10 protein-coding genes are annotated in these 13,674 nt (G+C 44.4%); 1 reads left to right on the top strand and 9 read right to left on the bottom strand.

The window, feature by feature from the left end; translation table 11 throughout:
• Positions 1 to 23: 23 nt before the first annotated feature.
• From argS to WMO75_RS05655, 6 genes are all read right to left on the bottom strand, one after another.
• Positions 24 to 1,790, bottom strand: coding sequence for an arginine--tRNA ligase (gene argS, locus WMO75_RS05680; protein WP_022214356.1), 1,767 nt, complete (start codon positions 1,788 to 1,790; stop codon positions 24 to 26).
• A 12-nt stretch (positions 1,791 to 1,802) separates the two neighbouring features.
• Positions 1,803 to 2,675: a DegV family protein gene (locus WMO75_RS05675; RefSeq protein ID WP_349077730.1), complete on the bottom strand. Its 873-nt coding sequence runs from the start codon at positions 2,673 to 2,675 to the stop codon at positions 1,803 to 1,805.
• 224 nt (positions 2,676 to 2,899) lie between these two features.
• Entirely contained in the window at positions 2,900 to 4,156 is a 1,257-nt protein-coding gene (locus WMO75_RS05670) for an ABC transporter permease (protein ID WP_349077729.1), read from the bottom strand.
• Positions 4,157 to 4,170: 14 nt separating this feature from the next.
• The gene (locus WMO75_RS05665) at positions 4,171 to 6,135 is read right to left on the bottom strand and encodes an efflux RND transporter periplasmic adaptor subunit (protein ID WP_022214359.1); all 1,965 of its coding nucleotides are present in this window, start codon (positions 6,133 to 6,135) and stop codon (positions 4,171 to 4,173) included.
• Positions 6,132 to 6,812 (bottom strand): ABC transporter ATP-binding protein, encoded by a 681-nt coding sequence (locus WMO75_RS05660; RefSeq protein ID WP_118252658.1) that lies wholly within the window; start codon positions 6,810 to 6,812, stop codon positions 6,132 to 6,134. Before WMO75_RS05660 ends, WMO75_RS05665 begins: the two co-directional genes overlap by 4 nt.
• The gene (locus tag WMO75_RS05655; protein ID WP_349077728.1) at positions 6,812 to 8,329 is read right to left on the bottom strand and encodes an efflux RND transporter periplasmic adaptor subunit; all 1,518 of its coding nucleotides are present in this window, start codon (positions 8,327 to 8,329) and stop codon (positions 6,812 to 6,814) included. The genes WMO75_RS05660 and WMO75_RS05655 overlap by 1 nt, the downstream gene beginning before the upstream one ends.
• A 299-nt stretch (positions 8,330 to 8,628) precedes the next feature.
• On the opposite strand from WMO75_RS05655, the gene WMO75_RS05650 reads away from it, so the two are divergent.
• On the top strand, positions 8,629 to 9,927 hold the full coding sequence (locus WMO75_RS05650; RefSeq protein ID WP_349077727.1) for a hypothetical protein: 1,299 nt from the start codon (positions 8,629 to 8,631) through the stop codon (positions 9,925 to 9,927).
• A gap of 80 nt (positions 9,928 to 10,007) precedes the next feature.
• On the opposite strand, the gene aspS is transcribed toward WMO75_RS05650, so the two are convergent.
• The 3 genes from aspS to WMO75_RS05635 are packed head-to-tail and all read right to left on the bottom strand — an operon-like array spanning position 10,008 to position 13,655.
• Positions 10,008 to 11,804 (bottom strand): aspartate--tRNA ligase, encoded by a 1,797-nt coding sequence (aspS, locus tag WMO75_RS05645; RefSeq protein ID WP_022214363.1) that lies wholly within the window; start codon positions 11,802 to 11,804, stop codon positions 10,008 to 10,010.
• 27 nt (positions 11,805 to 11,831) lie between these two features.
• Positions 11,832 to 13,082, bottom strand: coding sequence for a histidine--tRNA ligase (gene hisS, locus WMO75_RS05640; RefSeq protein WP_118698659.1), 1,251 nt, complete (start codon positions 13,080 to 13,082; stop codon positions 11,832 to 11,834).
• A gap of 12 nt (positions 13,083 to 13,094) precedes the next feature.
• On the bottom strand, positions 13,095 to 13,655 hold the full coding sequence (locus WMO75_RS05635) for an HD-GYP domain-containing protein (protein ID WP_118252671.1): 561 nt from the start codon (positions 13,653 to 13,655) through the stop codon (positions 13,095 to 13,097).
• Positions 13,656 to 13,674: the final 19 nt, after the last annotated feature.

Genomic DNA, 13,674 nt, shown 5'->3' with positions numbered 1-13,674 from the left:
AGATGGTTGAGGGACAGAAACTTTTACATGCGGTCTGGGGCTGAGAAGCCTAGGAGGTCGATGCTGGTTTCGAGGATGTTTTTGGTGAGGCTCAGGAGTTTGAGGAAGGATTCTTTCTGGCCCTGGTTTTCTTCGCTCAGGATCTTGGTCTCGTGGTAGAAGCTGTTGAAGGCGTTGGAGACTTCGTAGATGTAAGCGCAGATTTTGTGTGGTGCTTTTTCTTCGAAGGCGTTTTCGATGGTGCTTCCGAATTTGGTCAGTTCCAGCATGAGGTTTTTCTGGCTGGTGTTTACTGCCGGGAGGAGTTCTCCGGATTCGAGGTTTCCGCCTTCTTCTTTGTAACGGTTCAGGATGGATTTGATTCGTACAATTGTGTAGAGGATGTACGGACCTGTGTTTCCTTCGAAGGAGGTGAAGCGGTCGATGTCGAAGACGTAGTCTTTGGTTGCCTGGTTGGAGAGGTCACCGTATTTGATTGCGGAGAGGCCTACTACTTTGGCTGTTTCCTGCGCATCCTGGTCTTTGACGCTTCTGTTTTCGACAATCTTGTGGAACATTTCTTCGTCGATGTCTGCGATCAGGTTTTCAAGACGCATAACGCCGCCGTCTCTTGTCTTGAATGGTTTGCCGTCTTTTCCGTTCATGGTACCGAAGCCAAGGAAGGAAAGTTCTGTCTCTGGTTTTACGAGACCGGTCTTTCTTGCGCAGCGGAATACCTGGATGAAGTGGAGTTCCTGGCGTTTGTCTACGACGTAGAGGATCTCATCCGGATCGAAGAGTTTTACTCGTTCTACGATCGTTGCAAGGTCTGTTGTTGTATAAAGGGATGCTCCGTCGGATTTGAGAAGCATGCATGGCGGGATTTCTTTGGTGTCTGTGTCTTCTTTGACATCTACAACGAGTGCTCCCTGATCTTCGTATGCGAAGCCCTGGTCTTTCATCATCTGGACCATATCCGGGATGTATGGCTGTGCGTCGGATTCCTTTTTCCAGAGGTCGAAGGATACATTTAAATTGCTGTAGTTTCTCTTGAGGTCAGTTACGGAAACCTGCATGATGTGGTTCCAGAGAGCCATGTAGCCTGGTTTGCCCTGCTGTAACTGATGTGTTGCCTCAAGTGCCTCGTTACGGTATTCCTCATCTACTTTGGATTTACCGCTTGCACATGGATAGATCTCTTCCAGTTCGCTGATGGTGAACGGTGCTTCCTGCGGGTATTCTCCCTGATAGCTGTCGTCAAAGTAAACAAGCTCCGGTTTGCGGTGTTTGAGTTCTGTGATGATAAGGCCCATCTGGAGTCCCCAGTCACCGAGATGTACGTCACCGATCACCTTGTGTCCTACATATCTGCCGATACGTTTGATACTCTCTCCGATGATCGCGGAACGAAGATGTCCTACGTGGAGCGGTTTTGCTACGTTCGGTCCGCCGTAGTCGATGATGATGGTCTTTGGTGTCTCTGCAGTCCTGACAGAGTATTTCGGGTCTGCTTCCATTTCCTTAAGGTAGTCTGCAAGGAATTCTTCTCTGACTCTGAGGTTGATAAAACCTGGTTTTACAACCTCTGCCATAGAAAAGATCTTGCTGTCCTTGAGATATACAACTACATCATCTGCGATCATGAACGGTGCTTTCTTGTAAGCTTTGGCTCCTGCCATTGCTCCGTTGCACTGATATTCACATAAGTCAGGACGGTTGGAAACGGTTACTTTGCCGTATGACGGATCATATCCGGCTTTTTCAAAAGCAGAAGCAAGTTCCTCTGCCATTAATTCCATAAGTTTTTTCATTATCATATCTCCTTATTTTACAGTTACTTTTTTGGAGCAGGCTACGGCGAGTGCTCCGTGTCCGATGTGGCAGGCTACACTTAAAGAAAGCGGATCCATATGGATGTCCAGACCCGGGAATGCTGCCTGAACTTCGTTCTTGAATTCCTCTGCTTCTTCTTTATTTCCTGTATATGCCATCTGGAGGCACATCTCTCCTGCTTCTGCATATTCCTTAAAACGGCTGTCCCAGTCTTCTCTCATTGCTTTGAGCATGACTTTCTTTGCCTGTTTCTTACCTCTTACCTTGGCATAGGCATCCAGCTTCTCTCCCTGGATCTGAAGAACCGGTTTCAGGTTGAGGACAGTTCCGATCGCTGCTGCTGCCGGAGTGATCCTGCCGCCTTTTTTGAGGTATTTCAGTGTTTCCAGTGTGATGTAGATACTGGATTCCATTTTTTCTGCTTCGAGAACTTCTTTGATCTCTGCGGCTGTCTTGCCTACATCACGCAGTGCCAGTGCATCCAGAACGGACTGACGCTGTGTTACGGAAATCCTCTGATTGTTGACAACCTGTACTTTGCCGCCATATTCTCTGGAAAGTGCTGTTGCAGTATCGCATGCTGCACTTAATCCGCTGGACATTGGAATGTGTACAACCTCATCATACTCCTCCAGAAGATTATCCCACAGTCCGCAGACTTCTGCCGGGCTTGGCTGTGAAGTAGAGATTGCTTCATCGTTCTTGAGTTTCTCATAAAATTCTTCCTGAGAAAGTGTGATTCCCTCAAGATACATAACATCATTAATATAAAAAGGCATCGGAAGAACAGAGATTCCAAGCTCTCGTCCTTCATCCTGTGTAATGCCACTGTTACTGTCTGTTACAATCGCAATTTTTCCCATACTGTATCTCCTCATGTGTTTTTCTGCTTTCAGATAACAATACTCATATCCTTATTGAATCATTGCATACTGTTTATAGTTTAGCACATCTCACCCGGTATCTCAATTAAAAATATAAAAGCCAGATATTTTTTACATTTTATATAAAAAAACCTCTATGGTTCCCGGGAACCATAGAGGTTTTTTGTTACTGTTCACTCCGTTCACAGTAACGGATTTTTGACTTATTCACTTCGCAGTGCATCGATCGGGTTCAGGTCTGCTGCCTTAACAGATGGGAGCAGTCCAAAGATAACTCCGATCAGCATGGAAAATATTACGGATCCGATGATCGCCGGAATACTGATTGCCGTCGGTGCTCCCGAAAGCTTGGAGACCACTTTCGACAGGACAATTCCGACAATAACTCCAATGATACCGCCAATACTTGTCAGCATGGCCGCTTCTGTCAGAAACTGGAAAAGAATGACCTTTTTTCTTGCTCCGATCGCTTTCTTTAGACCGATCTCACTCGTTCGCTCTGTGACAGATACCAGCATGATGTTCATAACACCGATACCTCCTACCAGCAGAGAAATACTTGCGATCCAGATCAGCTGTGTATTGGTGCTTTCGCTGAGTTTCTGCATATTTCTTACCTGCTGCATCACATCGTCAGCCTTGTATTTGAACTTGGAAGAATTTGTATCAATTTCCTGATTCATAACTTCCGCTGCTGCATTTCCGGCAGAACTCATATTGTCTGTAGAATCCGCACGGATCACTGCATTCTGCGGCTCGTCAAACTGAAAAGCTGTCGGCCAGGTGGTTTCCGGGATCATAACTGTTCCCATGATGGTCTGATAATATTCATTGAACTCGTCAATCGTCTTGATGTTCGGAAGATAGTCGTCACTCTGCTGAACAACCCCGACAACGGTAAACGGTTCTGATCCAATCTCAATCGTCTTACCTACCGGGTTCTCTCCTGCAAACAGATTCTCTGCTGCATTATCATCCACAAGAACGACCTTTCTCATCTCATTGAGATCTTTCTGTACAAAACCTCTACCCGCTCTGACCATATACCCGCGAGTTTCCAGATACTCCATGTCTATTCCATAAATGCTTCCGCCCTGGAAACTGACATTCTGATAATAAACGTTGCTCGCATAAGAACGACTGTAAAAAAATGTCGCATTCTCTACATGATCCAGTTTCCGTACTTCTTCTTTCTGTTCATCTGAAAGAAGCGGTGCAGCTTTCCCATCACTCATTCCGTAATCCTGGTCATAAGCACTGTCTCCATAATTAAGCGTAATGGAAACCGTGTTATTACCCGCACCGATCAGGTCTTCCTTGATCTGTTCATTTGTTCCCTTCAAAGTTGAAACGATTGCAATAATGGAGGCAATACCGATAATGATACCAAGCATTGTCAGAAAGGATCGCATTTTGTGAGACCAGATTCCCTGAATGGATATTCTGATATTTTCAAGCATAAATTCCCACCTTCCTAGTAGCCATACATTTCGTCTGCTGAAACTTCTTTTGTTTTGACACCATCTGCAACATCATCGCCATAAGGAAAAGCAATTTTGTCTTCTCTGGTGATTCCTCCTGTTACGAGAACACTGTATCCACTGTTTACATTGCCTCCCACTTTCAGAATCTGTTTTTTCAGCACACCATTATCATCCTTGTAGACATAGCTGACTCCATTTTCAGTGCGGACAAATGCTCTGTCCAGAACAATTCCATTGCTGACCACATTTCCTGCCAGCATAACCGTAAGCCAGTCGTCATCTGATACTTTAACGGAACTGTCCTCTATAGTAGCTGTATATTCGTAGTAAGAAGCATTCGGATTCCCACTTCCATAATAGGAAGAATCGCCCGAAACAGGATACTCGGACACGTATGCCACCTTTGCATTAAAGTCACCATTTGAAGTGGAACATTTCAATTCTGTGCCTTCCTTTATCTGATCCAGCATCAGTTCACTTACCGTTCCTTTAACATAGTATCCTTCTTTGCTCTTAACTGTCATAAAAGTGCTTCCATCAGAAGATGAAGTTGTGGAATCTCCAACCTTTGCCACAGTTCCATCCAGTCTGCTGTAAATCGTTTCTTTCTGAACCTTCTTTTCCAGTTTACTGATATTCAGTTTGCTTTCCCGAATATCCAGACTCAGACTCTGAATTCTTGATTTCTGGATTTTGATTGCTTCATCTCTGGTAATTGAAGCGTTTCCTGAATCATCCGCATTATCATAATCTCCACCATCATCTGGTAATTCATCCTCATACTGACTTGCACCATCCAGTGTATATTCAATTTCCGAATCATTATCTACACGTTTGTCAAGAAGATTTCCATCAATGAGATAATACCCAATACAGGATGACTTTCTGTCCTGATAATCTGTCACCTGATTATTCTGATGAAATTCCAGCTGATACCAGTATCCTGTCTTTCCCGCATCTCTTGTACCGTCACTGTTAAACTGTGCCATTTTGTTAAGGAAAGAACCTTTTGCAACTACATATCCTTCGGACGAGTCACACAGGAACACAAACGGATCATCCTTTGTACCAGTTCCGGTAATAGGTTCTGTTTCATCATTCAGGATCTTCACAAACTGTGATTCTCCATCCATCAGTTTATCTTTATTCTCACCTGGTGCTATATCCACAATTTTTACATCATCCACAAAATCGTCCTGCGGCTGATCTGCTCCCGGTGTTTCCGTTGGTGTTGGTATCGGTGTCTCTTCCGGTGTTTCTGTTTGTTCAGGAATCGGCGTAGGTTCCGTATCATCTTCCCCTGTATCATCAGAACCAAAATCCACATCTGCGCTCGTATCTGCTTCCTCAGAGGAAGCTTCCTGCTGCGTATCCGTAAAATCCTCGGTCGAAGCTGTGCTTTCCAGCATGGCTGCCGCCAGAATTGGATTCATTACTGCTGCCAGATAAACTCCGTTCAGGGAACTTCCAGCCGAAGCCAGCTCATCTCCGGTGCTGCTTGTATCTGTGTCCGATGGCTGGTCTGCATTCAGAGAATCACTGCCTGCATCGCTTTCCTCAACAGGACCTCCATTCTGAAGACTCGCAAGTCGTTTCTGTGCCTTTGCCAGATTTTGTTCCTGCTGTTCCTGCTTCAGTTTCGCGATCTTGAGTTCCATCTGCACCAGTGTCATATCAAAAGAAACCAGTTTGTCTCCTTTTTTTACTGTATCGCCTTTTGATACATAAACATCCTGAACGATCATGTCTTTGTCTATGGTAATACTTTGAACTGCACTTGTAGCGATATTTCCCTCCAGGCTGGTATCATCCGTATAATACTGACTCGCCAGGCTGTCCACACTTACAACTGACACTTCACTCTGATGTGATTTTCTGTAATAAACTGCACCACCGGCAGTACCGCCCGCTATCAATGCAGCGATCAGAACTCCTATGATGATTTTTTTCTTCATGAATTCACCTCTTTTTCCCTGAGTTCACCGTCACGGATCGTTACTACACGTTTCGCATGTGCTGCGATTTCCGGATCATGCGTGATCATCAGGACTGTTACCCCCTCATCATTTAACTTCTGAAAAAGCTCCATGACCTGTGCTCCGGACTTACTGTCCAGTGCTCCTGTGGGTTCATCTGCAAGAAGCAGTTTCGGACTGTTTACGATTGCCCTGGCGATCGCCACTCTCTGCATCTGTCCTCCGGAAAGCTGGTTCGGCTTAAAGTCAACTCGATCAGCAAGTCCTACACGATCCAGTGCTTTGAGGGCTCTCTGTCTGCGTTCTTTCTTTGGAACTTTGGCATAGTTAAGCGGAAGTTCCACATTTGCTGCTGCTGACTGCCGCGGAAGAAGATGAAAACTCTGAAAAACAAAACCGATCTTGTTCAGACGGATATCTGACATGTCATTTTCGGAACAGGTTCCAATCTCCTGACCATCCAGAAAAAATTCTCCCTTTGTCGGTTTGTCAAGACATCCTATGATATTCATAAGTGTTGTCTTGCCTGAACCGGACGGTCCCATGATTGCCACATATTCTCCCTCTTCCATGGAAAAGTTGATATCTTTCAGTACCGGAACGCTCATTTTGCCCTGCTGGTAATCCTTATAGATTCCTTTTAATTCCAAGATCATTACTCTGCCTCCGTATCATCCTGTATCGGGACCAGATCTTCGTCCGGGAGATCACCATCTGTCATATCTGCCGTATCATCCCAGCTTCCATCATCTATTTCCCAGTCATCCGTCATCTCTTCAGAATCATCGGTCATATCACCCGTATCGTAATCACTTATCATGGTGTCGTCTGTTCCGTCATACCCGTAGTCAATGCTATCCATATTATCATCTGCCGGAAGTTCATCAGAACTCATATCAGAAACAGGCTCCATATCTACATTATCTGACTCAACAGCTTCTTCTCTGTTTTTGGTCGTTGCCATTCCCTCTTTGAGATTTTCTGCCGGGTAAGCAATATAATCATCCTTCGTAAGTCCGTCTACGATCTCATATTCTCCCAGTTCTTCATCATACTGTCCAAGAATCACGCTGCGCTTCTCAAGTTTCTTGTCCTTACCCATTGCCCAGACATACGGCTGGTCAGTATCTGTATCTGAAATATACACTTCACTCAGCCACAGGCCTGCTTTCTGATCTTCCTGTCCTTCGTCATTTTCTATGTAAACATGCTGTCCAAGCATGAGACCGTCAGAAGAATCAAGATTCACATAAAATGGATAGGTACTTGAAGAAGTCTGGGAATCTCCACTTGCATCCATCATACCGAAGCTGTTGCTGTTACTGTTGGTAGTTGCACTGTCCTTATCAATAGTACCCATGGTCCCATGCCAGATCTGACTGCTGTCCACACGAGACCGGACAATTACCGGTTCTCCTTCTACAATGTTCTGGATATTCAGTTCATTTACAGTTCCTTTGACTCTGTACGAACCAGTACTCAGAATCGTAATAAATGCATTGCTGCTTCCACTTCCTGTATCAGAATAAGAAGACATATCGTTAGCACTGTCATCCAGACTGTCTCCATCATCTGTTGATAATTTAGATGTGTCAATCTTCTGAATTACACCATCAATCGAACTTCTCACCTCAGTATTACCTGTTGCGCTCTGCAGTTTATCAATTTCTGCCTGCTTGCTTTTCTGATTATATTCATTTTTTTTGAGATTCATTTTGTTTGTCTCAATTTCAATTGTATAAGACAGCTGATTGTCCTGAGATGCCTGTTTCTTTTCTTTCTCGAGAGTAGCAATCTGATCATTCAGGCTGGACTCCTCATTCTTGAGACGGTCCAGTTCCAGCTGCGCTTCCTCCAGGCTGTCCTGAATACTGCTGAGATCATATTCAAACAAAAGCTGTCCTTTTTTGACCTGGTCTCCTGTCTTGACCTGGACTTCCTTGACAGATCTTCCACTCTCCAGTTCCACCTCAACCGTTTCCTGCGGTTCTACCGTGCCTGCATATCTGTTGGATACACCTGCAGCATCTCCATTGATCTCACTGATCAGTGTTACATATATAACATCTCCGCTGACTTCCTGCTGTCCAAACACTCCTGTTTTCCAGCAGACTCCCGCTGCGCCTCCTCCTATTATCAGGATCCCCAAAAGGATCAGAATTCTTTTTTTCATAATATGAAGTTTCCTCCTTACAGCCCTTCGCCATCGGACATTCTGACATATTCCTGTCGTTTTTTGTTTCTTAATTTATGTTACATGATTACTGCTACAATTCTGTAACAGCTACTTTTTTATCTTACCTATCATAGCAGATTGTTTCCAAAAAAGAAAGTCTTCCACAAAATCATTAAGATTTTCACATTTTTTTCACGTTTTCTTTCCAAAAACAGAGTAAAATATCCATTTTTTTGACTTTTGAGCTGATTTTTGGTAAAATGTATAAGAATATTTTTTTGAAAGGAAAGATACTTATGAAGATTGCCAAAAATCTGATCTCTCTTTTCGTTTTTATCCTTGCAGTTGTCTGTTTTGGCGGCTGTTCCCACCTCGATAAAACCGATGTAAAAACAGTGATCAGCAACGAACTGAATCTCCTCAAGAATCTGGACTCCGATACTGCCCAGAAATATGTATCCTATAAAGAACTGTTCCCCGACGCAACAACGGAAACTTCTCTTTCCCAGGAAGTAGAAGAAGTTTTTTCTCTCTTCTTTCAGGATTTTGATTATCAAATTCTTGATCTTGACGTCGACGAAGATAAAAAAGAAGCCACAGCAAAGATAAAGCTGACTACCATAGATGCTCAGACCTTAGCTTCCGATTACGCCGAAGCTTCCCTCAAAGCAGCAATCCTCAAGGCAGCCAGTTCTGATTCAGCAGACACCGAAGAAACTACAACTTCCATGGAGGACCGTTATCTGATCCTTGATGATCTGTTGAAGCAGAATCACTATGAAACTATGGAAACGGAATGTACCATCAGGCTCACAGACAAGGGTACTTCCAAACAGGAATGGGAGATCATACGGACCCATTCTCTGGAAAATGATCTTGTCGGCGGTCTTATGACTTATCTGTCCGACAGTGATCTCATGTCTCCAGAAGAAACACTGTCCGTCTATTTAGATACCCTCAAAACCATGGATTCTAAACAAATGGGAAATTATCTTGGTCTGGAAAGTCTTTTGAACACTTCAGATTCTGCCAAGAATTCCATTGCATCAGCTCTTGTCGATCAGGTTCACAAAACTCTTGATTATCAGATCACCAGTTGCAATATTCAAAGTTACAATGCTGTCGTAACTACAGAAATTACAACTTTTGACAGTGCATCCATACTTTCTGATTATCAGAGCAGCCGGGATACTTATCTCTCCTCTGTTGATGCCGTCATTGATGGTTCTTCCAAAAGATATGAGCATTCTCTGGAACTTCTCCTTAACAGCATTAAGGAAAACACAGATACCGTCACTTCTTCTGTTACTTTTCATCTTACCAACGACGGTGTATCCTGGAAACTCCTGGAAAACAGTGAAGCCATCGGAAATGCTATATTTGGAACGCTCAGCACCACACCTGTCCCAGATGAAAACAGCGAACTTTCAAATGATGAAAGTAACTCCGAACCATCTGACGAAACACTGTCTGATTCTTCCGAATATATCGATGAAGAAGATTTCGATTCCGGCTACGATTTTTCGGATGATGACGCAAATGCTGATAATTATGAAGATGACACTGCATCCGATGACAGTTCCTACGAAGAATAAACTTTCGTCCTTCTCCAGATCAAAAAACTCCTGCCAGACCTTTATATCACAGGCTGGCGGGAGTTTTTGTATATAATTAATTATTCAGCTTCTTCCGGAGCTGTCTCAAGTCCAAGTTCTTCAAGCTGCTGCTCGCTTACTCTGCTCGGCGATTCTGTCATCAGGCAGGAAGCATCTTTTACCTTCGGGAAGGCGATGACGTCACGGATGCTGTCAACTTTTGCCATCAGCATTACGAGACGGTCAAGTCCGTAAGCCAGTCCAGCGTGAGGCGGAACTCCGTATTTGAATGCATTCAGGAGGAATCCGAACTGTTCATAAGCAGCTTCTTTGGTGAAGCCAAGCATCTCAAACATCTTCTCCTGGATATCATTCTGGTGGATTCGAACACTACCACCACCGATCTCGTTACCATTCAGTACGATATCGTATGCTTTTGCACGGATCTTTCCAAGATCTCCGCTCTCGATCAGCGGGATATCTTCATCCATCAGCATGGTGAATGGATGGTGCATTGCTGTGTAACGGTTTTCTTCTTCGTTCCACTCAAGAAGCGGGAACTCTGTTACCCATACGAAACGATATTCATTCTTATCAAGAAGATCCATCTGTTTTGCAAGTTCTACACGGAGAGCTCCGAGAACATCGTATACAACTTTGTTCTTGTCTGCTGCAAAGAGAAGCAGGTCCCCCGGCTTACCTTCCATAGCCTGAACAAGTGCATCCATCTCTTCTTCTGTCATAAATTTGGCGAAAGAAGATTTGCGGGTGCCGTCTTCTGCGATCGCGATGTAAGCAAGACCTTTTGCACCATAAGTCTTTGCAAACTCAACGAGTTTGTCGATCTTCTTACGCGGCATGCTGCCCTGGCCTTCTGCGTTGATACCACGAACACTTCCGCCTGCCTCAAGAGCACCCTTGAATACTACAAATCCGCAATCCTTAACTACTTCGCTTACGTCATGCAGTTCCATTCCAAAACGCATATCCGGCTTGTCAGAACCGAAACGGTCCATAGCTTCCTGCCAGGTGATTCTCTGGATCGGAAGTTTAACATCTACATTAAGAACTTCTTTGAACAGGTATGCAAGGAATCTCTCATTTACGTCGATGACATCATCAACATCTACGAAAGAAAGCTCCATATCGATCTGCGTAAATTCCGGCTGACGGTCCGCACGAAGGTCCTCATCACGGAAGCAGCGTGCGATCTGGATATAACGGTCATATCCAGAGCACATCAGAAGCTGTTTGTAAAGCTGCGGAGACTGTGGAAGTCCGTAGAAAGAACCTGGATGGATTCTGGACGGAACAAGGTAATCTCTTGCACCTTCCGGTGTACTCTTACCAAGCATTGGTGTCTCAACTTCAAGGAATCCTTCGTCTGTGAAGAATTTACGGGTGAGCATCATAACTTTGCTCTTCATCATCAGATTTCTCTGAAGGTCCGGTCTTCTCAGGTCAAGGTAACGGTATTTCAGACGGATCTCGTCTTTTGTCTTGCTGTTTTCCTCGATCGGGAAAGGCGGAACATCGGACTCTGCCAGGATTCTTAAGGATTCTGCACGAAGTTCGAGTGCACCTGTAGCAAGGTTTTCATTTACAGCGCCGCCACGGTTCTCAACAGTACCTGTAACTGCGATCACAAACTCACTTCTCAGTTTGCCGGCTTTTTCGAATCCCTCTTCATCAATGCCGCCATTTTCAAAAATAACCTGCATGATTCCGGAACGGTCACGAAGATCAACAAAGACAAGTCCACCTTTGTTGCGGGCCTTCTGAACCCATCCCATCAGAGTTACTTTGCTGCCGACCATATCGTTTGTTACTTCTGCACATCGGCATGTCCTGTGCAGACCTTTCATACTTTCAGCCATGATTTTTCTCCTTTTGAAGCATTTATATTATTTATTAAAGAATTCTACAAATTCTGTATATCCTTCTGCGGTCATCTGTTCCTTCTGGAATTTCTTGTTTTTCTTCATGATAGAAATATTGACCTGAACGCCGTTCTTACGCTCTTCTTCTGCCTGTTTCAGAATTGGAAGAAGTTTGTCTGCCGGCATGTTTTTCTCGATCAGATATGCTTTCTTGGCTGCGCTTGTCGGGATCTCATATCCTCTCTCCAGAAGCAGCATAACGATTCTCTCAAATCCGATGGAAAATCCACATGCAGATGTATTCTGACCTGTAAATTTACCGATCATCTCATCATAACGCCCGCCGCCGCCGACAGAGCCGCCAAATTCATCCATTGCGATCTCAAAGATTGGACCTGTGTAGTAAGACATTCCACGAACCAGAGTCGGATCGAAGGAGATCTTGAAATCTGCGTTCTTTACAGAATCTACTGCTGTGATGATAGTTTCCAGATCTTCTGCAACCTTCGGATCAAGGACATCTCTCAGTTTCTCCTTGCAGTAGCGTACGCCCTCAATGTCAGAAGTGATTTCTTTGAACATACCAAGGTATGTATCAATGCTTTCTTTGCTGAAGCCTTCTTTTTCGAGTTCTTCTGCTACGCCTTCAAGACCGATCTTGTCCATCTTGTCAAGAATGATAAATACAGTATCAAAGCTTTCTTCCGGGAAGCCGCTGTACTGTGCCATAGCCTTGAGGATCTTTCTGTCGTTGATACGGATCGTGAAGTTATGGAAATCCAGTTTGCCAAGCAGTGTGGTAGTCGCCATGACCAGCTCGATCTCTGCAAGGTATGTGGACTCACCAAGAATATCGATGTCACACTGCATGAACTGACGGAAACGGCCTCTCTGCGGACGGTCTGCTCTCCATACATTTCCCATCTGCAGTGCCTTGAATGGTGCCGGAAGCTGGCTGGCATTGTTGGAATAATATCTGGAAAGCGGTACAGTCAGGTCATAACGAAGTCCGGAGTCTACCAGATCTGCCTCACACTCTGCTGTATCAAGTTTCAGTTTTTCTCCACGTTTGAGGATCTTGAAGATCAGTTTCTCATTTTCCCCACCCTGTTTGCTGCTGAGATTCTCGATGTGCTCCACGCACGGAGTCTCAATTGCTGTAAATCCGAATTTGCCGTAAGTTTCACGGATCATGTTCATCACATAATTACGGATCTCCATTTCCTTTGGTAAAATATCTTTCATACCGGTTACCGGTTTTTTCTTTAATGCCATGCTGTCCTCCTGTTATTTGTTATCATGTACCACTCTCTGAAATGCAAGAAAAACTTCCATATCAAAGTTTTTGATCTCATCGATCATCAGCTCTATCACACTGCTTACATCAAATGCCTTGCGGTAAGGTCTGTCTGAGATCAGTGCTGCATATACATCACAGACTCTCAGGATCCTGGCGCCCAGGGGAATACTGTCACCGGACAGATTGGATGGATATCCACTTCCGTCATAATTCTCATGGTGATAAAGGATACTCTGAAGAACTGTTTCCGAATAATCCTGATCTTTCAGTTCTTCATAACCAAGTGTCGAATGCATCCTGACATATTTCAGTTCCTCAATCAGAAGCGGATCGTTTTCCTGTCCGTTAATGTATCCTGTAAGTTTCAGTTTGCCAATATCATGAAGTATTCCTGCAATGGCAAGCTGATAACAGAACTCCTCATCCTGCCCCAGCTCCTTCGCTACCGCATACGCAAGATTACTGACCGCAATTCCGTGATTCAGTTCGGCAGACAGATCAAATTCCAGAAGCCTGTCCGGGGACTTTATCTCTTCTTCTTGTGTCATTTCCAACGTATATACCTCC

Source organism: Blautia intestinihominis (genome assembly GCF_040096655.1).
In the GTDB taxonomy this organism is placed as follows: domain Bacteria; phylum Bacillota; class Clostridia; order Lachnospirales; family Lachnospiraceae; genus Blautia_A; species Blautia_A intestinihominis.
This window is presented reverse-complemented; position numbering and strand designations above follow the sequence as displayed.